General features: G+C 44.9%; 27 protein-coding genes. 18 read left to right on the plus strand and 9 right to left on the minus strand.

Going from position 1 to position 22,247, the window contains the following annotated elements:
- Positions 1-23 precede the first annotated feature (23 nt).
- Positions 24-1,232 carry a multidrug efflux MFS transporter gene (locus ACMX2I_RS05555; RefSeq protein WP_414958298.1) on the minus strand — a complete coding sequence of 403 codons (1,209 nt, stop codon included), beginning with the start codon at positions 1,230-1,232 and terminating at the stop codon, positions 24-26.
- On the opposite strand from ACMX2I_RS05555, the gene ACMX2I_RS05560 reads away from it, so the two are divergent.
- Positions 1,135-1,338, plus strand: a complete 204-nt coding sequence (locus ACMX2I_RS05560) for a hypothetical protein (protein WP_087993410.1) — start codon at positions 1,135-1,137, stop codon at positions 1,336-1,338. The genes ACMX2I_RS05555 and ACMX2I_RS05560 overlap by 98 nt on opposite strands.
- Positions 1,339-1,413: 75 nt before the next feature.
- On the plus strand, positions 1,414-2,031 hold the full coding sequence (gene kapD, locus ACMX2I_RS05565; protein WP_087993391.1) for a 3'-5' exonuclease KapD: 618 nt from the start codon (positions 1,414-1,416) through the stop codon (positions 2,029-2,031).
- Between the two features lie 27 nt (positions 2,032-2,058).
- On the opposite strand, the gene kapB is transcribed toward kapD, so the two are convergent.
- From kapB to patB, 3 genes are all read right to left on the minus strand, one after another.
- Positions 2,059-2,445 carry a kinase-associated lipoprotein KapB gene (kapB, locus tag ACMX2I_RS05570; protein WP_148963948.1) on the minus strand — a complete coding sequence of 129 codons (387 nt, stop codon included), beginning with the start codon at positions 2,443-2,445 and terminating at the stop codon, positions 2,059-2,061.
- Positions 2,446-2,490: 45 nt separating this feature from the next.
- Complete coding sequence (locus tag ACMX2I_RS05575; RefSeq protein WP_414956410.1) at positions 2,491-3,777, minus strand: ATP-binding protein; 1,287 nt, start codon at positions 3,775-3,777, stop codon at positions 2,491-2,493.
- Positions 3,778-3,904: 127 nt separating this feature from the next.
- Positions 3,905-5,068 (minus strand): cystathionine beta-lyase PatB, encoded by a 1,164-nt coding sequence (gene patB / locus ACMX2I_RS05580; protein WP_414956411.1) that lies wholly within the window; start codon positions 5,066-5,068, stop codon positions 3,905-3,907.
- Positions 5,069-5,154: 86 nt separating this feature from the next.
- Here patB and ACMX2I_RS05585 point away from each other — a divergent pair, with 86 nt between their 5' ends.
- Positions 5,155-5,415: a YugE family protein gene (locus ACMX2I_RS05585; protein WP_087993387.1), complete on the plus strand. Its 261-nt coding sequence runs from the start codon at positions 5,155-5,157 to the stop codon at positions 5,413-5,415.
- A 27-nt stretch (positions 5,416-5,442) separates the two neighbouring features.
- Here the strand turns inward: ACMX2I_RS05585 and ACMX2I_RS05590 are convergent, their stop codons facing one another.
- Entirely contained in the window at positions 5,443-6,264 is an 822-nt protein-coding gene (locus tag ACMX2I_RS05590) for an alpha/beta fold hydrolase (RefSeq protein WP_414956412.1), read from the minus strand.
- A gap of 149 nt (positions 6,265-6,413) precedes the next feature.
- On the opposite strand from ACMX2I_RS05590, the gene ACMX2I_RS05595 reads away from it, so the two are divergent.
- From ACMX2I_RS05595 to yugI, 3 genes are all read left to right on the plus strand, one after another.
- A complete protein-coding gene (locus tag ACMX2I_RS05595) occupies positions 6,414-6,914 on the plus strand; it encodes an Lrp/AsnC family transcriptional regulator (protein ID WP_087993385.1) in 501 nt (166 codons plus the stop codon).
- Positions 6,915-8,075, plus strand: coding sequence for an aminotransferase (locus ACMX2I_RS05600; RefSeq protein ID WP_414956413.1), 1,161 nt, complete (start codon positions 6,915-6,917; stop codon positions 8,073-8,075).
- 199 nt (positions 8,076-8,274) lie between these two features.
- Positions 8,275-8,667 carry a S1 domain-containing post-transcriptional regulator GSP13 gene (gene yugI / locus ACMX2I_RS05605; protein WP_087993383.1) on the plus strand — a complete coding sequence of 131 codons (393 nt, stop codon included), beginning with the start codon at positions 8,275-8,277 and terminating at the stop codon, positions 8,665-8,667.
- Positions 8,668-8,908: 241 nt separating this feature from the next.
- Here the strand turns inward: yugI and ACMX2I_RS05610 are convergent, their stop codons facing one another.
- The gene (locus ACMX2I_RS05610) at positions 8,909-9,145 is read right to left on the minus strand and encodes a DUF378 domain-containing protein (protein WP_010329881.1); all 237 of its coding nucleotides are present in this window, start codon (positions 9,143-9,145) and stop codon (positions 8,909-8,911) included.
- A gap of 229 nt (positions 9,146-9,374) precedes the next feature.
- On the opposite strand from ACMX2I_RS05610, the gene ACMX2I_RS05615 reads away from it, so the two are divergent.
- The 5 genes from ACMX2I_RS05615 to ACMX2I_RS05635 all read left to right on the plus strand — a co-directional run bounded on the left by ACMX2I_RS05615 (position 9,375) and on the right by ACMX2I_RS05635 (position 14,176).
- Positions 9,375-10,538 (plus strand): iron-containing alcohol dehydrogenase, encoded by a 1,164-nt coding sequence (locus tag ACMX2I_RS05615; protein WP_414956414.1) that lies wholly within the window; start codon positions 9,375-9,377, stop codon positions 10,536-10,538.
- Between the two features lie 103 nt (positions 10,539-10,641).
- Complete coding sequence (locus ACMX2I_RS05620) at positions 10,642-11,814, plus strand: iron-containing alcohol dehydrogenase (RefSeq protein ID WP_414956415.1); 1,173 nt, start codon at positions 10,642-10,644, stop codon at positions 11,812-11,814.
- A 111-nt stretch (positions 11,815-11,925) separates the two neighbouring features.
- A complete protein-coding gene (locus tag ACMX2I_RS05625; RefSeq protein ID WP_414956416.1) occupies positions 11,926-13,278 on the plus strand; it encodes a glucose-6-phosphate isomerase in 1,353 nt (450 codons plus the stop codon).
- A 58-nt stretch (positions 13,279-13,336) separates the two neighbouring features.
- The gene (locus ACMX2I_RS05630; RefSeq protein ID WP_148964108.1) at positions 13,337-13,711 is read left to right on the plus strand and encodes a hypothetical protein; all 375 of its coding nucleotides are present in this window, start codon (positions 13,337-13,339) and stop codon (positions 13,709-13,711) included.
- A 60-nt stretch (positions 13,712-13,771) separates the two neighbouring features.
- Entirely contained in the window at positions 13,772-14,176 is a 405-nt protein-coding gene (locus ACMX2I_RS05635) for a YugN-like family protein (RefSeq protein WP_333518549.1), read from the plus strand.
- Here the strand turns inward: ACMX2I_RS05635 and ACMX2I_RS05640 are convergent.
- Both ACMX2I_RS05640 and mstX read right to left on the minus strand, forming a co-directional pair.
- Positions 14,173-15,156 carry a potassium channel family protein gene (locus tag ACMX2I_RS05640; RefSeq protein ID WP_414956417.1) on the minus strand — a complete coding sequence of 328 codons (984 nt, stop codon included), beginning with the start codon at positions 15,154-15,156 and terminating at the stop codon, positions 14,173-14,175. The genes ACMX2I_RS05635 and ACMX2I_RS05640 overlap by 4 nt on opposite strands.
- Positions 15,153-15,485 carry a biofilm formation protein MstX gene (gene mstX, locus ACMX2I_RS05645; protein WP_087993377.1) on the minus strand — a complete coding sequence of 111 codons (333 nt, stop codon included), beginning with the start codon at positions 15,483-15,485 and terminating at the stop codon, positions 15,153-15,155. The genes ACMX2I_RS05640 and mstX overlap by 4 nt, the downstream gene beginning before the upstream one ends.
- Positions 15,486-15,531: 46 nt before the next feature.
- On the opposite strand from mstX, the gene ACMX2I_RS05650 reads away from it, so the two are divergent.
- The 7 genes from ACMX2I_RS05650 to ACMX2I_RS05680 all read left to right on the plus strand — a co-directional run bounded on the left by ACMX2I_RS05650 (position 15,532) and on the right by ACMX2I_RS05680 (position 21,488).
- The gene (locus ACMX2I_RS05650; protein ID WP_414956418.1) at positions 15,532-15,795 is read left to right on the plus strand and encodes a hypothetical protein; all 264 of its coding nucleotides are present in this window, start codon (positions 15,532-15,534) and stop codon (positions 15,793-15,795) included.
- Between the two features lie 49 nt (positions 15,796-15,844).
- Positions 15,845-16,522, plus strand: coding sequence for a zinc metallopeptidase (locus ACMX2I_RS05655; RefSeq protein WP_087993375.1), 678 nt, complete (start codon positions 15,845-15,847; stop codon positions 16,520-16,522).
- A gap of 43 nt (positions 16,523-16,565) precedes the next feature.
- Positions 16,566-17,858 carry a hemolysin family protein gene (locus tag ACMX2I_RS05660; protein WP_202328152.1) on the plus strand — a complete coding sequence of 431 codons (1,293 nt, stop codon included), beginning with the start codon at positions 16,566-16,568 and terminating at the stop codon, positions 17,856-17,858.
- A gap of 126 nt (positions 17,859-17,984) precedes the next feature.
- Positions 17,985-19,649: a glycoside hydrolase family 13 protein gene (locus ACMX2I_RS05665; protein WP_414956419.1), complete on the plus strand. Its 1,665-nt coding sequence runs from the start codon at positions 17,985-17,987 to the stop codon at positions 19,647-19,649.
- Positions 19,650-19,765: 116 nt separating this feature from the next.
- Positions 19,766-20,164, plus strand: a complete 399-nt coding sequence (locus tag ACMX2I_RS05670; protein ID WP_087993372.1) for a secondary thiamine-phosphate synthase enzyme YjbQ — start codon at positions 19,766-19,768, stop codon at positions 20,162-20,164.
- 13 nt (positions 20,165-20,177) lie between these two features.
- Positions 20,178-21,209, plus strand: coding sequence for a nitronate monooxygenase (locus ACMX2I_RS05675; RefSeq protein ID WP_414956420.1), 1,032 nt, complete (start codon positions 20,178-20,180; stop codon positions 21,207-21,209).
- A 24-nt stretch (positions 21,210-21,233) separates the two neighbouring features.
- Entirely contained in the window at positions 21,234-21,488 is a 255-nt protein-coding gene (locus ACMX2I_RS05680; protein ID WP_414956421.1) for a hypothetical protein, read from the plus strand.
- A 13-nt stretch (positions 21,489-21,501) separates the two neighbouring features.
- On the opposite strand, the gene ACMX2I_RS05685 is transcribed toward ACMX2I_RS05680, so the two are convergent.
- Positions 21,502-22,239, minus strand: a complete 738-nt coding sequence (locus tag ACMX2I_RS05685) for a protein-glutamine gamma-glutamyltransferase (RefSeq protein ID WP_394716267.1) — start codon at positions 22,237-22,239, stop codon at positions 21,502-21,504.
- Positions 22,240-22,247 lie beyond the last annotated feature (8 nt).

Below are 22,247 nucleotides of genomic sequence, written 5' to 3' on the forward strand. Positions count from 1 at the left end.
GATGCCTCAGTTTTTTCTGAGAATCAGCTTGCTTTGGCATAAGAATCCCTCCGGAACTTCTGCATCACCCAAAGCATGCACGCGCCGGCGAAAAAGAGAAACGCTGTGACATAAAAGACGGCCGAAATTGTAAAATGGCTCGATATGATTCCGCCGATAAGAGGCCCGAGCACGTTTCCTAAAAAGCGAAAGCTGACATTGTAGCCGAGGATTTCCCCTTGAATGCTGCCGGGAGCCTGAACGCGGATCGCTGCCGTAATGCATGGCAGCAAGCCGCCCATCGCCATTCCAAATAAAAATCTGAACACAAGGAGCACGCTGAGTGAGGACGCGAGCGCCTGCGGAATAAAAAAGAAAGAGGCAGCGAGTAAAAGTCCGATTAAAATGCGCCGGTGGCCGTAGCGGTCGCCCAGGTCGCCCCATTTTCTAGCCAGCAGCAAACTTCCGAGTCCCGTTGCTGAAAATGCCATGCCGGAGAAAAAGGCCAGATTAACAGGTCCGTGCAGCTCATTTACATATAGAGCGAGCAACGGCTGGATACTAAAATTGCCTGTTTGAATCAGCATGGTTAACAGCATCATGACCCAAAGCGCCGGCTGGTGAAAAATATAGGAGAACACTTCTTTTCTCGTGTATGTCTTACGTTTGGCTGTCTTCTCTGCAAGAGGCTGTTCTTTGACCCCAAATAACACGAGAAGAACAGATGAAAAAATCACAAAGGATGTGATAAAAAAGGTATACGTAAAGCCGAAACGATCAGCAAGCAAGCCTCCCAAAAGCGGGCCGAACAAGCTTCCGGACACTTGCCCCATTTGCAGCGTGCCGAGTGTTTTGCCGGCTGAGTTCTTCGGAGTCTGTGCCGAAATCATCGCAAGAGAGGTCGGAATAAATCCGGTTACAAGACCCATCGCCATACGCAGAAAAAACAATTGGTACACCGATGTAACAAAGCCCATGAATAAAATGCTGAGGGCAATGCCTGTTCCGGTTGCCATAAGGATTTTCTTGTATCCGTGTTTGTCTCCGAACCGCCCCCAAAACGGCGATACCAAAAACGCCATGAGAAATGTAATGCCGAACACATAGCCGCTCCATCTTTGCACAAAGCCGTTTGAAAAAGTGCTGAGCGTCTCAATGTATAAGGAGAGAAAAGGAACGATCATCGTTGTGCTGGCTGAGACAAAAAAGTTCGCCAGCCACACAATGACGAAGTTCTTCTTACGGTTAGAAATAACATCACCTTCTTATTATTTCGGGTTCCTTACCAATTATAAAGAAACGATTCACGATTTAAAAGAAACAAAGCGGCTGGGAAAATTCATTATTTTTAGAAAATGAAGAAAGGTCGAGAAGGTGAATTGATATACTATAAAGATAGTATTTTCTGATCGGAGGAAAGGCAGGTGTAAAAAGGTGACGACAAACAGCTTACTCATTATTGATTTCGAATTTACGATGCCTGAGGGGAAGTACAGTCCGCAAAACTTTTTCCCGGAAATCATTGAAGCCGGAATTGTAAAGTCGGTTGATGATGAAGTAGTTGAGACGTTTTCCAGCTATGTCAGACCGAAAAAATTCCCGAAGCTGACGAAACGCTGCAAATCATTTTTAAAGATAACGCAAAAGCAGGTAGACGAGGGGATGAGGTTCGAGGATTTCATCCGTAAACTAAACGAGCTGGACCCTGAGAAAAACAGCACAATTATTACGTGGGGAAACATGGACATGAAGGTACTGAAGCAAAACTGTATGTTTAACCATATTCCATTCCCTTTTAAGGGGGAAATGAGAGATTTATCGCTCGAATACAAAAACTTTTTTGGAGACCGGACACTGACGGGTTTGTGGAAAGCTGCCGAGGAGTATGGAGATGCCGGAACGGGCACCCATCATAAAGCGCTTGATGATGCCCTCACAGCACATAAGCTTTTTAAGCTTGTTGAACAGGATAAGCAGTATCTCGAAAAGCCAAAACCGCCGACAATCGGCGAAAGAATCGATTTATCCGAACTGTTCAAGCGCGCAACGTAAAAAAACCCAATCTTTTGTCAGACTGGGTTACGGCCGGTTAAAATACTCTTTTTCTAAAATATCCAGATTATTCAGGGAGCGCTTTGCCCACTCCGAACCATCCTCATTTAATTTGGCTCTCAGCTGTGCTGCCGCCTCCCGCAGAGACTCGTTATAATCTGGCACTTCACCGTCATAAGGCTTCACCATATGATGGGGGATGTTGGTCTGTTCACCGTATGCGAGCGCTTTTCTCTCATGAAAAAACGGCACATCCGCCTGTTTTGGATGATGAAGGTCTCCTTGAGCGGGATGGGTGAGAACCGCTTTGATTTTCACTAAATAATGCTGCGGCCTGCAAGCGGTGATTTCTCCTATGTATACACCTGTTTTATAAAATCCTTTAACGATAGAGCCTGTCTCAAACGTGCTCATTTGTCATCACCTCGCCTTTATTCTATTAAAGTTCCTCTCGATTTGCTAGTGAGGAAGGTTGGCGGGAAGTTTAATTGTTACGGTGGTGCCTCTTTGGAAACTGCTGTTAAACGAAATGGTCCCGTGATGATGTTCAATAATTGAAAAGGTAACGGAGAGCCCGAGCCCCGTTCCATTTGTTTTTAATGAATAATAAGGTTCGCCAAGTTTTTGCATCTGATGGTCTGTCATGCCGACCCCGTTATCTGAGATGTTTACCATAATCGTATGGCCACTTCTTTTGGCTGATATGTGAATCACTCCCTTCCCATGGGGAACCGCTTCAATGCTGTTTTTCATCAGGTTGATGACTGCCTGCTTCAGCTTTGTTGCGTCTCCATATATAAAAAGGCCCGGCTCTGCTTCAGCCTCGACAGTTACAGACTTATAATTGGCATACGATACCATAAGGGAGCTTGTCTCTTTGATAAGCGCTGATAAATCAAAAACTTCTTTTTCGTACAATTGCTGTTTGGCCATATCGAGATAGTTTGTAATAATGCCTTGCGCCCGGTCAAGCTCTGACAGTACAAGCTTTTTGTAATCCGCACTCGATTGGTTTTGAAGGGTTTCGTCATTAAAAAGCAGCTGGACAAACCCGCGGACAACAGTCAGCGGATTTCTGACTTCATGAGCGACGCTCGCTGCCAGTTCACTCACAATCGTCATTTTTTCTGAATGGATCAGCTGTGAACGCAGGGCGATATTTTCGGCGATGCTTTCGATAATATAGATGCTTAAAAGAAGAACGCTGGAGCGGAACAGCCCTGAGACAGCCGCCTCATAAAGTAAAATTCCTGAATTTTGAAAATTTAAAATATTTAAGGCGGAAAAAATCAAGCTGGAGGCGAAAACCAAGAAGATCTCCGAGCAGCCGATCAATAAAGTCAGCATCAGCTTTCTCGCTTTGGACATGAATGGCCATTTTTTCTGAAATAAAATTGGGATGAGAATAAGAAAAGGCATCAAAGTGAAAACAAACATTGCGGAAGGTTCATAAAACAGCAGTTCAAAACATAAGACAGATACGGCGACTGTAAGTCCGGAAGCAGTACTAATGTAAAATAAACAAATGATGATAGGAATCATCTGAAGGCCGTACTGTATGTAGTCCATTTCCCGAATAGGGAATACAATGCATAAAATGGAGGCGCCGCACGCGAACAACGTGACCAATACGCTGTTTATTTTTGGCACAAGGATCGCCGGCTTTCCGAGCCAAAACACTTGGTAAAGAAGAATAGGAAACAAAATAAAGCAGATATGCAGGAGGTAGTCTTTTAGAATTTCCATTCGTTGTGAAATCCTTTCATATAAAATATGAATCTATTATAACACTAAATATTAGAAGGGAAAAATAAAATTCCTTTATTAAGAACACCTTTACGAATGAAGACGTAAAGGCGTTCAACAGTTATATTTACGCTAATGCCGCTTTGATGCGGCGCAGGCCGTCCTGCAAGGTTGCGAGAGAGCATCCCGCGTTCAGGCGCATAAACCCTTCTCCGCCAGGCCCGTATTTCGTCCCTGGCTCTAAAATGATTTTTCCCTTTTTCAGCATCCTTTGCTGAAGCTCCGCGTCGGACAAGCCGTAAGCGCTGAAATCGAGCCAGATCAGGTATGATGCATCCGGTCTCATCATTTTAACTTTTGGGAGCTCGTTGCTCAAAAAGGCTTCTGCTTCGTTCATGTTTTTCTCAAGGTAAGAGATCAATTCATCGAGCCATGGCCCGCCTTTTGAATAAGCGGCTTCGATCGCAGTGACGGCAAACGCGTTCAGCCCGCCTAAACCGTTGCGCTGCAGGCTTGCGGAAAACTTGGCGCGCTTCAGCCGATCCGGAATAATGATGGCTGACGCCTGTAATCCGGCGATATTAAATGTTTTGCTTGGCGCAGCACATGTCACGGAAATCTCGGCGAAATCGTCAGAGAGAGAAGCGAACGGCGTATGTTTGTGACCGTACAGCATTAAATCGGAATGGATTTCATCTGATACAATTGTGACGCCGTGCTCAATACACAATTCGCCGAACTTCAGTAAATCTTCCCGTCCCCATGAACGTCCTGACGGGTTATGAGGATTGCATAAAATGAACAATTTGACGCTTGGATCACTAAGTTTCGTCTCCAAATCTTCAAAATCTATTTCATATGCGCCTTCTTTTTCGAGCAGCGGATTATGTAAAACATGCCGGCCGTTTTTCTCAATCATATGGTAAAAGGGCGTATAAACAGGAGGCTGGACAACCACTTGATCTTCAGGTTCCGTGAAAGCTTGTACCGCCATGCTCAAAGCTGTGACAACGCCCGGGCTGAATGTAATGCTTTCCGGGTTTACCTTCCAGCCGTGCCTGCTTTGCATCCATCCGCACACAGCATCCTTCGTTTTTTGATCTGGAGCCGTATAACCGAAAATCCCGTGGCTGAGGCGCTCTTTTAATGCTTCAGTTATTGCTTCAGGCGCGCGGAAATCCATATCTGCCACCCACATCGGGAGTGCGTCTTCCACGCCGAATAATTCGCCTGTTTTGTCCCATTTGACCGATTGGGTGCCAAGGCGTTCTTCTCGTTTATCAAAGTTCATTCTGTTACCCCCTCATGTTTGTTTATTCATCTTAGCGTAACTATGATAAAATAAAACTCCAAATTTTATGATAAGCGGTGATCAATATGGAAGAAAGTCAAGCGGTCAGGGAAATGATCAAGATCATTGCCAAGTGGGACCCGTTTAAATATGGAGAAGAGTTTTACGAAACCGAGGCTGTTGATGTCGTACAGGCGGTCTATGATGAAGACGATCCCAACGTACTGGCGAAAAGCATTCAGGGTATATTTGAAACTTCTTTTGAACAAACGCTGCCGATCGGCAGCTGCCGGGAAGTGGCTGGCCAGCTTTTATTCATTAAAAACAGCAGCTCCTGCACGCCTTAAAAAACCGGTATCAATCCGGTTTTTTTGTTATTTGATGAACTCTGCAATGTGTTCTGAAACGAATTCAGGCCGTTCCTCAGGCACCAGATGTCCGGTCTGGCCAAGTGAGTACAGCACGGAATCAGGCAAATCCCTGTGCAGCCGTTTACCAATCTCCAGAGGGACAATTCGGTCCTCCTCGCCCCAAATCAATAGAGCAGGCTTGTTCATTTTCTTTAATTGCTCGGATTCTAAGTCTCCTTCTCTATGGCGGATAAACTTTGTCATGGCTCTGAAAATCTCCTCGTCTTGAAACGGCCTGCCATAGCCGTCAATCATCTCCTCATCAATCAGCGATTTGTCATGCACAACATTCAATAAATTTTTCACCACGCCTTCTTTCGAAAGCCAGCGCTTAATATAAAGATGAAAATACGGGAGGTGGGTCCCGAAAATGATCGTCGGGTGTGAACGTTTTAAATACCCTGAACTGCAGAGCAGTACAACCTTTGAAAAAAGCTCCGGCTTTTGCAGCGCAGCAGCCAACGATATCTGCCCGCCCATAGAATGGCCGACAAGCGCAGCCTGTTTCACTTGCAAGTGTTCCAAAATCCTAATGACAAGCTTAGCGAGATTTTGATACGTATAGATAAAGGTTCTTGATTTTTCAGATTGGCCGAAAGGAGGCAAATCAAGTGCGATGATGTCGTACTTGTCCCGAAGCAGAGGGATTACTTTTCTGAAGCTGAAGGCAGACGATAAAAAACCGTGTACGCAGACAAGTGTTTGCCTGCCCGGATTTTGATAATGTTCGCAGTATACATTTACCCCATCGACTGTAAGCCGCCTTATTGGTGAAATCGCCTCCATCCGTGTCACTCCCTTTCATGTGATGTCTGTATTGTGCCCTGAAATTGTCAATTCTAGCGGAAGTTTCTCCTTGTTTTTTTCTTAGCATTCGTCAAAAAACGTGATATAATGTCATGAAGATTTCTTGACATTGCAAAGGTGTGAATTGAATGAAATTGACAGAAAAAGAAACAGAAATATTAGAAATTTTAGACGAAAACAGCCGCGCCGATTTAGAAACAATCGCAAAGATGGCGGGCATCCCTGTCAATGAAGTAAAAGCAATTATTGACAAACTGGAAAAAGAAAAGGTTATCATCGATTATTCCGCTATGATTGACTGGCGAAAAGTCGACGGACATGAAGGTGTCACAGCCATGATTGACGTCAAAGTAACGCCGAAGCGGGGAGTCGGTTTTGATGAAGTGGCGGAACGCATTTACCGATTCCAAGAGGTTGAATCAGTTTACCTGATGTCAGGCGTGTACGATTTATCTGTCGTGATTCGCGGTCATTCGATGTCTGACGTAGCGCGTTTTGTTTCAGATAAACTGTCAACCCTTGATTCAGTTGTATCGACAACCACCCATTTTATCCTGAAAAAATACAAGCATGACGGCAAAGTGTTTGAAACAGGAGACGACGACAAAAGAATCGTGGTGTCACCGTAAATGACTTCGTATTTATCTGACTATGTACAACAAATAAAACCGTCCGGCATCCGCAAATTCTTTGATTTGGCGGCAACGATGGAAGGCGTGATTTCTTTAGGCGTCGGCGAGCCTGATTTTGTTACTGCATGGAATGTACGCGAAGCAAGCATTCTTTCTCTTGAACAAGGATATACGTCGTACACAGCCAATGCCGGTTTATACTCATTGCGTGAGGAAATCAGCCGTTATTTGAGCAGCAGGTTTGACCTTCGCTATTCACCAGACAATGAGCTCATTGTGACCGTAGGGGCGAGTCAGGCTTTGGATATTGCGATCCGCGCTATTGTGAATCCAGGTGAGGAAGTCATCATTCCTGAGCCGTGTTTTGTGGCGTACGATGCGCTCGTTTCTTTGGCAGGCGGCATCCCGGTTCATGTCCATACAACGGCAGACAAAGGATTTAAAGCGACGGCTGCGGATTTTGAAGCGGCTGTCACCGAAAAAACAAAAGCCATACTCATCTGCTCGCCATCGAATCCGACAGGTTCGGTTTATTCGAAGGAAGAGCTGAATGAAATTGAGGAGTTTGCCAAAAAACATGACGTAATCGTCTTAGCCGATGAGATCTACGCGGAGCTGACATATGATGAGGAGTTCACAAGCATAGCGGCATTACCGGAAATGAAGGAACGGACGGTTGTCATCTCGGGCTTTTCAAAAGCGTTTGCGATGACGGGCTGGAGGCTCGGTTTTGCAGCAGCGCCACCTGTGCTTCGGGATGCAATGCTTAAAATTCACCAGTATGCCATGATGTGCGCGCCGGCAATGGCGCAGTTTGCCGCCTTGGAAGGCCTGAAGAACGGCATGGAAGATGTAGAAAAAATGAAAAAAAGTTATCGAAGAAGACGGAATTTGTTTGTGGAAACGCTCAATGAAATCGGCCTCAGCTGTCATCATCCAGGCGGCGCTTTCTATGCTTTTCCATCCATTAAAAGCACGGGGATGAGCTCGGAGCAGTTTGCCGAAGAGCTTCTGACACAGGAAAAAGTGGCTGTTGTTCCGGGAAGTGTGTTTGGTCCGAGCGGTGAAGGCTATATTCGCTGTTCATACGCAACCTCGATCGAGCAGCTTCAAGAAGCGTTAGTCAGAATGAAGCGCTTCCTGAACAAAACGACATAAAAAAAGATACGAACCTTTTGTTCGCATCCAATAAAAGGGGGGAATACTAGAAAGCCTTTGGTATTTGCAGTTTACCCCCTTTTCGCTATGCTTAAACCTTATTTTTTATAAAAGTTTTCTTTGCGGAAATAAAACATCTGTGATATAATTTTAAATTGCGTATAAACAGATATTTAATTTAACTTAGGAGTTGTTATGAATGGCAGCAAAATTTGAAGTGGGCAGTGTTTACACTGGTAAAGTTACAGGATTACAAGCGTATGGTGCGTTTGTTGCATTAGATGAAGAAACTCAAGGTTTAGTACACATTTCTGAAGTCACTCATGGTTTCGTAAAAGATATCAATGAGCACCTTTCAATTGGCGACGAAGTACAAGTAAAAGTACTTGCTGTTGACGAAGAAAAAGGAAAAATCAGCCTTTCAATTCGTGCGACACAAGCTGCGCCTGAGAAAAAAGAAAGCAAACCAAGAAAACCTAAAGCTGCGCACGTAAGCGAAGAAGCTTCTGCACCACAAGGTTTCAACACATTAAAAGATAAGCTTGAAGAGTGGATCGAAATGTCCAACCGCAAAGACCTTATCAAAAAATAAGCATGAAAAAAGCACCGGACAGGAATGTTCGGTGCTTTTGATTTAATGCAAAGTCCCAAAACACTATGTTTTGGGACTTTTTCTCCTTTTTCAGCGTGATTGAAAACCTTTGAAGTCTAGGAAGGGCGAGCATTGGAGCACAGCGAATGTACAATTCGTGAGCACCAACGCGCAGACCTGACAACGAATGCGAAGGTTTGTCAACTCGCTGAAGCACCGAAATGTCCGGTGATTTTTTATCCTATCGCATCTCAGGATTTGCTGCCTCTTCACGAGATGTTTGCTCGTTTGGCTTAAACAGCAGGCCGAGGTTGATTAATCCGGCGATTCCGACAAGTCCGTAAATGATACGGGAAAGGGCTGACCCTTGGCCGCCGAAGATGGCCGCTACTAAGTCAAATTGGAAAAATCCGATCAGTCCCCAGTTAATGGCGCCAATGATGGTTAAAACAAGACAAATTCTCTGGATCGTACTCATGTTTTGCAACCTCCTCCATGAATTATTAAAACAGTTATAGATTGTGACATATTGGAGAATCTATACATGCATTCTCCATATTGAGGGAAACTGTTCTGCCCTCGCCTATATGAGTTCTTTCCCAGCATGTTGCAATATCAAACCATACGATATGCCGCCCGGTGAGAGCTGATTGCTTTACATACAGTAAGGACATTCTGCATAATAAATAATCTAAGGAGGAGATGTCATGCAAAACTTTACATACTGGAATCCGACCAAATTAATTTTCGGGCGCGGGGAAGTGGAAAGACTGCCGGAGGAACTCAAACCTTACGGGAAAAACGTATTGCTTGTCTATGGAGGCGGAAGCATTAAACGCAGCGGCCTGTATGATCAAGTGATTGAACAGCTGAAAAAAGCTGGAGTGACCGTGCATGAATTAGCGGGCGTAGAACCGAATCCGCGTGTGTCGACTGTTAATAAGGGTGTCGCCCTTTGTAAAGAACACAACATAGATTTCTTGCTGGCTGTCGGCGGCGGAAGTGTCATCGACTGTACAAAGGCGATTGCTGCAGGAGCGAAGTATGATGGTGATGCGTGGGATATCGTCACGAAAAAATACCAGCCGAAGGACGCTTTGCCATTCGGAACCGTATTGACTCTCGCTGCGACTGGTTCTGAAATGAACTCAGGCTCGGTTATTACAAACTGGGAAACAAAAGAAAAATACGGCTGGGGCAGCCCGCTTGTATTCCCTAAATTCTCGATTCTCGATCCGGTGAATACATTCACAGTCCCTAAAAATCACACGATCTACGGTATGGTTGACATGATGAGCCACGTTTTCGAACAATACTTCCATCATGCATCAAACACGCCATATCAGGACCGTATGTGTGAATCACTTCTGCGCACAGTCATTGAAACTGCGCCTAAACTGATCAATGATCTCGAAAATTACGAATTGCGTGAGACAATCCTGTACACAGGAACAATTGCGTTAAACGGCATGCTTTCTATGGGTGCAAGAGGGGATTGGGCAACTCATAATATTGAACATGCGGTATCAGCCGTTTATGATATTCCGCATGCCGGCGGACTGGCGATTCTGTTCCCGAACTGGATGAGACACACATTGTCTGAGAACCCTGCCCGCATGAAACAGCTTGCAGTTCGTGTGTTTGATGTTGAAGAAGCTGGTAAAACAGATGAAGAAATCGCACATGAAGGTATCGATAAGCTGTCTGCGTTCTGGACAAGCCTTGGCGCTCCGAACCGTCTTGCTGATTACGATATTAATGATGCGCAGCTTGATACAATTGCTGACAAGGCTATGGCTAATGGGACATTCGGCCAGTTTAAATCACTCAACAAAGAAGATGTGCTGGAAATTTTAAAAGCATCTCTATAAAACAAGGGGGAAGCAGCTGTTTGTCTGCTTCTCTTTTCTTTTTGTGAATTTATGCTACAATAGAAAATCTGTTTTTTAATCAGCGTCATTTGGAGGTTTCACAATGGAAAATTTCACTTATTATAATCCGACGAAGCTGATCTTCGGAAAAGGTCAGATTGAACAATTAAGAAAAGAATTAAAACAATATGGCAAGAATGTACTGCTTGTCTACGGCGGGGGCAGCATTAAACGCAACGGCCTGTATGATCAAGTCACAGGCATTTTAACAGAAGAAGGCGCAGTTTTTCATGAGCTGTCAGGTGTAGAGCCGAATCCGCGTCTTGCGACAGTGGAAAAAGGCATAGACCTATGCAGAGAGCATGACATTGATTTTCTGCTCGCTGTCGGCGGTGGAAGCGTTATTGACTGCACAAAAGCAATTGCTGCCGGTGTCAAATATGACGGTGACGCTTGGGATATTTTCAGCAAAAAAGCAACAGCAGAGGATGCGCTGCCATTCGGCACTGTTTTAACTCTTGCTGCGACAGGCTCTGAAATGAACCCTGATTCAGTCATTACAAACTGGGAAACAAACGAGAAATATGTATGGGGCAGCAATGTGACTCATCCGCGTTTCTCTATATTAGATCCTAAAAATACGTTCACTGTCCCAGAAAATCAAACCGTATACGGCATGGTTGACATGATGAGCCACGTATTTGAACAATACTTCCATAATGTTGAAAATACGCCGCTTCAAGACAGAATGTGCTTTGCGGTTCTGCAGACGGTTATCGAAACAGCGCCTAAGCTTCTTGAAGATCTGGAGAACTACGAACATCGTGAAACGATTTTGTATGCAGGAACAATCGCTTTAAACGGCACGCTCCAGATGGGCTACTTCGGCGACTGGGCTTCTCATACAATGGAGCACGCCGTTTCAGCTGTGTATGATATTCCGCATGCGGGCGGACTGGCGATTCTGTTCCCGAACTGGATGAGATACACGCTTGATACAAATGTCGTCCGCTTTAAAAACCTCATGCTCAACATGTTTGCCATTGATACTGAAGGCAAAACAGATAAAGAAATCGCGCTTGAAGGCATCGACAAGCTGTCTGCATTCTGGACAAGCCTCGGCGCGCCTTCCCGCCTTGCCGATTACGATATCGGAGAAGATAAGCTTGAGCTGATTGCTGATATCGCAGCCAAAGAAATGGAACACGGCGGCTTCGGCAACTTCCAAAAGCTGAACAAAGATGACGTGCTCGCCATCCTTCGCGCGTCACTATAAACCTAGAGGGCGGAATCCAATCATTCCGCCCTTTCTTCTTCACTTGATTTCACAGATAAGTTCATATAAAGTGAAAGATGAAAACATTATACCGTTATGGAGGGACAAGCAATGACGCATGTACGCTTTGACTACTCAAAAGCGTTGACTTTCTTCAACGAACATGAACTTACATACCTGCGGGACTTTGTAAAAACAGCACACCATAATATTCATGAAAAAACAGGCGCTGGCAGTGATTTTCTAGGCTGGGTGGACCTCCCTGAACATTATGATAAAGAAGAATTCGCGCGCATCAAAAAAAGCGCGGAAAAAATCAAATCTGACTCTGATGTATTGCTTGTTGTCGGAATCGGCGGTTCTTACCTTGGGGCGCGGGCTGCGATTGAAGCGCTTAATCACGCGTTTTATAACACTTTGCCAAAAGCAAAACGCGGCAATCCGCAAGTTATTTTCATCGGAAACAACATCAGTTCATCTTATATGAGAGATGTCATGGATCTTCTTAAAGATGTGGACTTCTCTATAAATGTGATTTCTAAATCAGGTACGACAACTGAACCTGCAATCGCTTTCCGTATTTTCCGCAAGCTTCTTGAAGAGAAATACGGCAAAGAAGAAGCGAAAGCGCGGATTTACGCGACAACTGATAAAGAGCGCGGCGCATTAAAAACGCTTTCTGACGAAGAAGGCTTTGAAACATTTGTCATTCCTGATGATGTCGGCGGCCGTTATTCTGTATTAACAGCTGTTGGCCTCTTGCCGATTGCTGTCAGCGGCGTCAACATTGACGACATGATGAAAGGCGCACTGGATGCGAGCAAAGATTTTGCAGCATCTGAATTGGAAGAAAACCCTGCATACCAATATGCGGTTGTTCGCAATGTACTTTATAATAAGGGCAAAACAATCGAAATGCTCATCAACTACGAGCCGGCGCTTCAATACTTTTCGGAATGGTGGAAGCAGCTGTTCGGAGAAAGTGAAGGGAAAGATGAGAAGGGCATTTATCCTTCTTCAGCTAACTATTCAACAGACCTTCATTCATTAGGCCAGTATGTACAAGAAGGCCGCAGAGATTTATTTGAAACGGTGCTGAATGTAGAGAAACCTAAACATGAGCTGACAATCGAAGAAGCGGATAACGATCTTGACGGCTTAAACTATTTAGCCGGAAAAACGGTCGATTTCGTTAACAAGAAAGCGTTCCAGGGCACAATGCTTGCCCATACAGACGGAAATGTTCCGAACTTAATCGTTAACATTCCTGAGCTGAACGCATATACTTTTGGATACCTTGTATATTTCTTCGAAAAAGCCTGCGCGATGAGCGGTTACCTCCTTGGCGTCAATCCATTTGACCAGCCTGGAGTAGAAGCGTATAAAGTCAATATGTTTGCGTTGCTTGGCAAACCTGGCTTTGAAGAGAAAAAAGCAGAGCTTGAAAAACGTCTGGAAGAGTAATGTGAGAAAGCTGACTGGCATGTGCCGGTCGGCTTTTTATAAAATCAGAAAGGTGCTGATGTTCATGAAACAAATGGTTAAACATCTCATCATTGCCGGTTTTTCTGCAGCTGTTCTAAGTCTCCTTATCTCCTTCGATTCCGTGTACACAGCGTTTTCTTCAAGCTATGGCGGTACGCTATTACACTTTTTCATCCACGCCTTTCTTCTTATTGGTTTGCCGCTTGCCCTTTTTACCGATGCGGTACACCGGATGATGCAATTAAAACGATCTCATACCCTGTTCACTAAATTAGGACTCTATGCCGCAGTTGTTTATCTTTCATGGGAATCGGCTGCAGGACTTGCAGCGGCAATGGCTGTTTACTTTTTAATTGAATGCGCTTTCTTTTCTGTTGGCCGTAAGAAAGAAACAACAACGATTTCCATGTAGTTCGCCTTTGAATGAAGTCTTGTTCGGCAGGACAGGATAAGTGAAAAAAGGGGCATTTTGATGATTACAATACCTTCCGCGATAGATGGGCAGTCTTTTCTGCTTCAAGAACTGGAACAAGTCATGAAGCCGCTCGGTTATGGAATAAACGGCGGCTGGGAATACGATCACGGCTACTTTGATTATAAAATTGATGATCAAGACGGCTATTTGTTTTTAAGGATACCCGTCAATGCGGTACAGGGCAGTCTCGATGAACGAGGGGCGGCCGTTCGGATCGGCACGCCATTTATGCTGAGGCAGGTGTTTCAGTCGGGGCTTGACGACAATGCCGAGGGAGGTCCGTTTCAATCACTGTTTAATCAATTTTCCGAGCCGGAAAGGCGCGACGCGGAAATTGACCCTGCGTATTTAGATATCGGCGCCTCTCTTGTAAAAGAATTGGAGGATGTTCTGCTGCATTAGATCGCAAGAAATTGGTCTGTTTCGAGCACTTTATATGTAAGAGGAGGGGAAATCACCAGCCCTTCCTCTTTTTGTACGCCGATAATTGTAGTGTTGTGATCAAGGAAATAGAGGACACACGTTTTGTAAGCGGCTCCCTTTAGATGATCAGGAACAGAAAGAAGCTTTACATATTTATCGAGTGTCAGATTGATTCCATTCTGCTTAGACGGCTGTAATTTGACTTGGTAATGCTGCAGTATCGCTCGGCTGATAAATTCTGAAGTTCCGATGATTTGATTAGCGCCTGCCCGCTCCGCATTGGTGACAAAACGGTCAGTCAAAATCTCGACGATGCAGTAAGCAAGGGGGTTAAGCCCTTTAACAGATAAAAGAATCAACACTGACAGCATATCTGCTTCAGTTTCACTTTTATACTGATCGGCTGTAATCATGACGGATTCAGCTTCAGTAATATTGGCCCGTTTCAGTGTCTCATCATCTGCAGCATGGCCCCGTATGAAATGAAGGTTTTCGATAAGCGGACCTTCTTTCAAAGATTCATCAATCAGCACTACCGTCTTGGAAGGATTCGCAAGCTGCAGCGCCTTCAGCAGCCGGTTAGTTTTTTCGTTCCATCCAATCAGAATAATGTGGCCCCGCCCTTTGTAAGCAACTTTTCCTTCAATGTAGCGGTGCTGTCTGCTGAATGCGGCCGCTGATAACGTGGCGAAATAGGCGGTGACAAAGCTTGCTCCAGTCAAAATCAGCAGGATTCCGGCTGCCTGTCCCAGCGGCGTGTGCGGCACATAGTCTCCATAGCCGACTGTCGAAACGGTAACAACAGCCCACCAAATACCTTCAAATACCGAAGTGAACTGTTTCGGCTCAAGTATATAAATGATTTGGCCGAACAAAAGAATCAGAAATAAAATAATAACCCCGATTCGGATAAATAACGGCCACCTGAGCCACGAAATAAATATCCGATTTGATTTCATTCTTTTTCTCCTTCTTCAGATAATGAGATGGATAAAATCTGTTTAATAATCGTGTTTAATTTCTCATTTAGTTTTTCCTGGCCGTACATATCCCGGGCCTGTTTCATCAAATCGGCTGTATCATCTTCAAGCTGAATAAGCGGCTCATCGATTTCCGAGTCATTATAAAGCTGGATAAATGCATCCAGCCCTTCATTCATTCGGTCGATTGCTGTGCTCAGCTGTTCCTTTTCCTCACTCGTCACTTTCATGGCTTCCATCACACCCGTGCTTTTTTCTAACAGTATGTCCCACTTCAGGTGATGTTTTTCAAAAAATGAACAAAACATATAAAAACGGGTTTCTCCATAAACTAAAGCAAAAAGGATGAAAAAGATGACGATCATTCAAAGAACGATCGTGGTTTTGATCGGAACCCAGCTTACGGCATCCGCGGTGATTTTGTTTATTTTTGATTTGAATTCATATAATCACTTTTCCGGCGGCTTCTCCTGGCTTCATTTTTTGAAGAAGAATGTCGGCGGCTTTGCCTTTTATTTGTTTTCCGCAGGACTGTTCTTTCTGCTGATCGGAATGTGTGTCCCGAGCCGGAAGAAGAAGCGCATTTCTGTACACGAGAAAGAAAACTCATTAAAATAATCGTAACAAAGAAAGATTTGATCATAGAATAGAAAAAGGATGATGAAAAATGCTGTTTATATTTTTAACAATAGCCGCATTGGGATTGTCGTTTTGGGCACAATTTAAAGTGAAGAGCAACTTTCAAAAATATTCAAAAGTGGAAGCCTCAAGCGGACGTACAGGGGCAGAAACGGCAAGACGGATTTTAGATATAAACGGTCTTTACGACGTGCCGGTCGAACCGGTAAGAGGCACTTTAACAGACCATTACGACCCGACAAGACGGGTGGTGCGTTTATCTGAGCCGGTCTATTACGGCCGCTCAATTTCCGCCATCTCCGTAGCTTCCCATGAAGTCGGACACGCCTTGCAGCATCAGGAAGCATATGGTGCGCTTGTGCTGAGACATAAAATCTTCCCAGTCGTGAATTTTGCATCCGGTGTAGCTCCTTTTCTTTTCTTAGGAGGCATGCTTCTCGGCAGCCTTAATTTGATCGGGCTTGGCATCATTCTGTTTTCAGCCGCTGTCTTTTTCCAGCTGGTTACACTGCCTGTCGAATTTAATGCAAGTTCACGCGCGAAGCAAATTATTGTGTCAGAAGGATTCATCCGAAACACTGAAGAGAATGGGGTTAATAAAGTGCTGAGCGCTGCTGCCTTAACATATGTGGCCGCCGCCCTGGTTTCCCTGTTTGAGCTTCTTCGCTTTGTGATGATTTTCTTAAACGGTCGTAATGAGAATTAACGTTAAGGAGGTGGCCCCTTACCATTTATGGTAAGGGCTTTTTTTGCTTATTTTACAATTGGTCGCTATTTTTGTATTGGTTGGCATTACGGCTTTTTTCGTCGCTGCGGAATTTGCAATCGTCAAAATCAGAGGGTCAAAAATCAATCAGCTTATTGACAGTGGCGATAGCCGGGCGCTTGCCGCACACAAAATCATCTCCAATCTGGACGAGTATTTATCAGCCTGCCAGCTCGGGATTACCATTACAGCTCTCGGCCTTGGATGGCTAGGCGAACCGACATTTGAACGCATTCTTCATCCTTTATTTGAGATGACAGGCATCCCGGAACCGATGAACCACATTGTCACATTTATCATTGCGTTTATCATCGTCACTTTTTTGCATGTGGTGCTGGGGGAGCTTGCCCCGAAAACGGTTTCCATTCAAAAGGCTGAAGCTGTCAGCTTATGGGTTGCAAAGCCCTTGATTTGGTTTTATAAAATCATGTTTCCGTTTATTAAAGCATTGAACGGCTCCGCAAGTTTTTTTGTGAAATTATTTGGCTTTCATTCTGTGAAGGAGCATGAGGTTGTCATCAGCGAGGAGGAACTGCGGCTGATCCTTTCAGAAAGCTATGAAAAAGGAGAAATCAATCAGTCTGAATTCCGCTATGTGAATAAGATTTTTGAATTTGACAACCGGGTAGCGAGAGAGATCATGATCCCGCGGACAGAAATTGCGGTCATCTCGCTGGAGCAGTCGCTTGAAGAAGCGATTCATCACATTATTAATGAACGGTATACACGCTACCCTGTCATCAAAGAAGACAAGGATCATATTTTAGGAATCATCAACAGCAAAGATATGTTTAAAGCCTATTTTCTCGGCAAGCCGATAAAGTTAAAGCAGATCATGAGGCCCGTCATCAGGGTTATCGAAAGCATCCCTGTTCAGCAGCTTTTGATCCGTATGCAGAAGGAGCGGATTCACATGGCGATTCTCGTAGACGAATACGGAGGAACGGCGGGGCTTGTCACTGTCGAGGATATTATCGAGGAAATCGTCGGGGACATCCGCGATGAATATGATCAGGATGAAACACCGCACATTTTGAAAAAAGGCGAGCACCATTATGTGATGGATGGAAAAGCGTTAATAGACGAAGTGAACGATCTGCTCGACATTGCCATTGAAAATGAAGAAATCGATACGATCGCAGGCTGGCTTCTGACGCAAAAAATGGAGCTGAAAGCAGGGGATGTGATACACGCGGAGGGCTGCGAATTTAAAATTCGCGATGCAGCAGATCATCACATCCGTTTTGTGGAAATTAAAAAAACCGACTTTTTATAAAAAGCAGCCGAAGATTGAACGGCTGTTTTTTTATGATGGCTGGCGGTTTTCTGAAAAAGCAATGCTGTAAAGCCTTTTGTCTACATAAGATATATAGACCGGGACACTGAGGAAGGGAGTGGCTGTATGAAAAAGGCTTGGTGGAAGGAAGCGGTTGTGTACCAAATTTATCCCCGCAGTTTTAAAGATTCAAATGGCGACGGAATCGGGGATATTCAAGGTATCAGATCCAAACTTCCCTACATAAAAGAGCTGGGCGCCGATGTCATCTGGATTTGCCCTTTGTATGATTCGCCCAATGCGGATAACGGCTATGATATCAGGGATTATAAAAACATATTAAGCGATTTCGGCACTATGGCTGACTTCGACGAGCTGCTCGATGACATTCATAAGCTGGGCATGAAGATGATAATGGATCTTGTCGTGAACCATACAAGCGACGAACACCCGTGGTTCATTGAATCCCGTTCATCCATACACTCGGAAAAACGCGACTGGTATATTTGGAAGGACGGCAAAAACGAAAAAGCGCCAAATAATTGGGAAAGTATTTTCGGTGGGCCGGCTTGGGAGTATGATCAAAAGACAAGCCAGTATTATCTTCATCTTTTTGATCAAAAACAGCCTGATTTGAACTGGGAGAATGAAAAGGTGAGAAATGCCGTTTATGACATGGTGAATTGGTGGCTTGACAAAGGTATTGATGGATTTCGGGTGGATGCCATTACTCATATTAAGAAAAAAGAAGGGCTTCCCGATATGCCGAATCCAAAAGGGCTGGATGTCGTTCCCTCTTTCCCCTATCACATGAATGCTGACGGCATAATGGATTTGTTAACAGAGCTGAAAGAAAACACATTTTCCCGCTATCCGATTATGACAGTCGGTGAGGCAAATGGTGTCTCTGCAAAGGAAGCGGATGATTGGGCTGGAGAAAAAAACGGCATCTTCAGCATGATTTTTCAATTTGAGCATCTCGGGCTGTGGGATGTAGAGGTCAATGAGAGCATTGATATCGTTTCCTTCAAACGAATTTTAACAGACTGGCAGGACAGTCTTGAAGGGATCGGCTGGAATGCTTTGTTTATGGAGAATCACGATCAGCCCCGTTCAGTTTCTGTGTGGGGAGACGACGGCGTGTACCTGAAAGAAAGTGCAAAAGCGCTTGCTGCTGTTTATTTTCTCATGAAGGGCACACCGTTTATTTATCAGGGACAGGAACTCGGCATGACGAACGTGGCGTTTCCGTCTATTGCTGACTATGATGATGTCGCAATGAAGCGCCTGTACGAAATAGAAAGGGCGAAAGGCGCTTCACACGAGGACGTGATGAAGATGGTCTGGAAAAAGGGACGGGACAATTCACGAACGCCGATGCAATGGAATGCTGATCCATATGCCGGATTCTCTGATGCCAAACCGTGGATCGGAATCAATGAAAATTACAAATGGCTGAATGCCGAGGCGCAAAAAAACGACCCAACATCCGTCTACCACTTTTACAAAAGCTTGGTCAAGCTGCGCCAAACATACGATGTTTTTATCAACGGAATATACGAGCTCATTTTGCCCGAAGATCAGCAAATCTTTGCGTATCTTCGGAAAAACGAGAGCGATACTGCCCTGATTACGGCCAATCTGACAGGAACGCCGGCCTTTTTCAAGCACGCCGGGCTGCCGTTGTCATCAGACGCACTTGTATTGTCAAATGTTGAAACAGAGCCGCATCAGCACATGACTTCAGTACTGTTAAAGCCATATGAAGCAAGGATATATGTGTGGCGCTAACTCCAGCGAGAGACTGGAGTTTTTTGTTTTTATCACGTTTATGTGAGCGGCTTAACAGGAAAAAAAGAACACAGAACGAATTAGCAAATAGAGCGAATAAAAGAAAGGAGAAACAAATGCTGAAAACATTGCAAATCAAAACGACCAAACGAGATGAAATGATTGAGATCACACGCGAGGCGGAAGCATTTCTTCAAGAAACAGGGGTGACGAGCGGCGCAGCGCTGATTTATTGTCCGCATACGACCGCGGGCATTACAATTAATGAAAATGCCGATCCAGACGTCAAAAAAGATATGCTCAGAAGGTTTGATGAGGTGTATCCGTGGGAACACGAGCTGGACCGCCATATGGAGGGCAATACAGCTGCGCACATGAAATCGAGTACGGTCGGAGCTTCACAGCATGTCATTATTGAAAATGGGCGGCTGATTCTTGGAACGTGGCAGGGCATCTATTTCTGCGAATTCGACGGCCCTCGCCATCGAACATGCTATATCAAAATCATGGGGTAACAGGAGGGTTTTCATGACCGAATGGATGAAATTATTATCGCTGACAAAACCTGTCATTCAGGCGCCGATGGCAGGCGGGCTTGTCACGCCTGTCCTGGCAGCTGCTGTGTCGAATGAAGGTGCGCTTGGCAGCTTGGCGTCCGGATATCTCAGTTCCGACATGCTCGAAAAGCAAATCGTTGACATGCAGCAGCTGACTGACGGAGCATTTCAGGTGAATGTGTTTGTTCCGGAAAGCAGAAAAGAACCGGATGAGGGCAATATTCAAACTTGGAAAAACAGAATCCCGTTTGCCGAACAGGCCCCTCCATTTTCTTCAGAGGAAGAAGAATGGGAGGATTTCCATAAAAAAATAAGCATCATTCTCAAACACAATGTAAGAGCGTGTTCATTTACGTTCGGCATTCCGCCGGATGAAACCATTCAAGCGTTAAAGAAAAATGGCTGCTGTCTCATTGGTACGGCTACTGTCCCGCAGGAAGCCATCATGCTTGAAGAACGCGGAATGGACATCATCGTACTGCAAGGAAGCGAAGCGGGCGGCCATCGCGGTTCCTTTCTGCCGGTCAGCGGGGAAGCCGCACTAGGCCTCATGTCGCTGATTCCCCAGGCGGCAGATGCCGTTTCCGTTCCGGTTATCGCGGCAGGCGGAATTGCCGACCGGCGCGGCGTTCAAGCCGCTCATTGTCTCGGAGCCCAAGGCGTACAGGTTGGGACGCTATTTCTCATGTGTGAGCAATGCGAAGCATCAGAAACGTACAAAGGCGAGTTAAAAAGAGCGCGGGGAACAGACACGCGCTTGACCTCATTGTTTTCAGGTAAGCCTGCAAGGGGTATAGTCAATCAATGGATGAAAGAGCAGCAAGCTGAGGAGGCAAACGCGCTTCCTTATCCATTGCAAAACACGTTAACAAAGCCGATGAGAAAACAAGCAGCCAGAGAAAAAGATTCCGGGTACATGTCTCTGTGGGCCGGGCAATCTGTCGGCATGCTTAACGGGACCGCTGATGTGAAGTCACTGTTAGCCGAGCTTTGCCGAACGTAACTTGATAAACAGAGGTGACAGAAGATGAACATTCTTCAATATTCTTATAAAAAAAGAGGGAAAATTGAGTTTGTATTTGAAGACTGGCCTCACTCAAAAGTTACAATGGCCCCTATCAAAGGCTACTATTTTGTCCGCTTTATCAAATGGAGCAGTCTAGATCCAATCGTGACAAGAAACGACCCTGAAAAAATGGAGTGGGTTGCGAACCAGTATTTTGGCATAGCCCCTTTTTATCGAAAACGAAAAGCGTTTGAAACCCCATCGTCCTGGAAATAGGCGATGGGGCTTTTTAGCGGACGATGCGGTAAAGAGACGGAACATCCAGTCTCGTCGCCTGAGACAGAAGATAAGCTGACTGTACGGCTCCTTTTTTTCGAAATGAATTCAGCTTCTCGATAATTTGCTGTCCGCTTAAGATTCCAAGGCCATGGGCAAAAAATTTATCTTCTTCCAATAAAATCACATTTTCGCCTCTCCATTGCGCTTTTTGCGGATCAAATTCAGGATTTTTAAAATACAGACAATCTCCAAGGAAATAGTGATGGCCTGTTTCTGTGTATATCGGCAATTTCTCATAATGCCAGTCGTATAAAATAATTCTGTCAAAGCTGGCATCAAATTTTTCCTCTCCGATTGTATCGATCAAGGCCAAATAATAAATAACAACAATTGCGGTTGCGCATTCAAACGCGTAAAACGGACCGTTTTCAGCAATGTCCCGAATCGCTTTTGAAGGCGGCATTCTGTATTTCAGCTCCAAGGCGCCTTCCGGTGAAACCCTCCAATACGCTGTATTTCCGTATGTTTTTAAAAAAGTGGCGAACTTCGCTCCGCTTTTGTGCAGCGTTTTTGCTGCTGCAACGATATTCATCCGCAATTTAAGCTCAAACATCAGTTCGGCAATTGAATGATAATCAAACTGGACAGGCGTCTCAATCATCTCTTTTAACAGCGGATTCAAATGCTCATCAATCTGCCAGTTTTCAATATCTTGGGGACGGAGCAATTGTCCGGATACAATAATCATCTTTAGCC

Origin of the sequence: Bacillus sp. SW14 (assembly GCF_047608225.1) — a bacterium.
Taxonomy (GTDB): domain Bacteria; phylum Bacillota; class Bacilli; order Bacillales; family Bacillaceae; genus Bacillus; species Bacillus subtilis_G.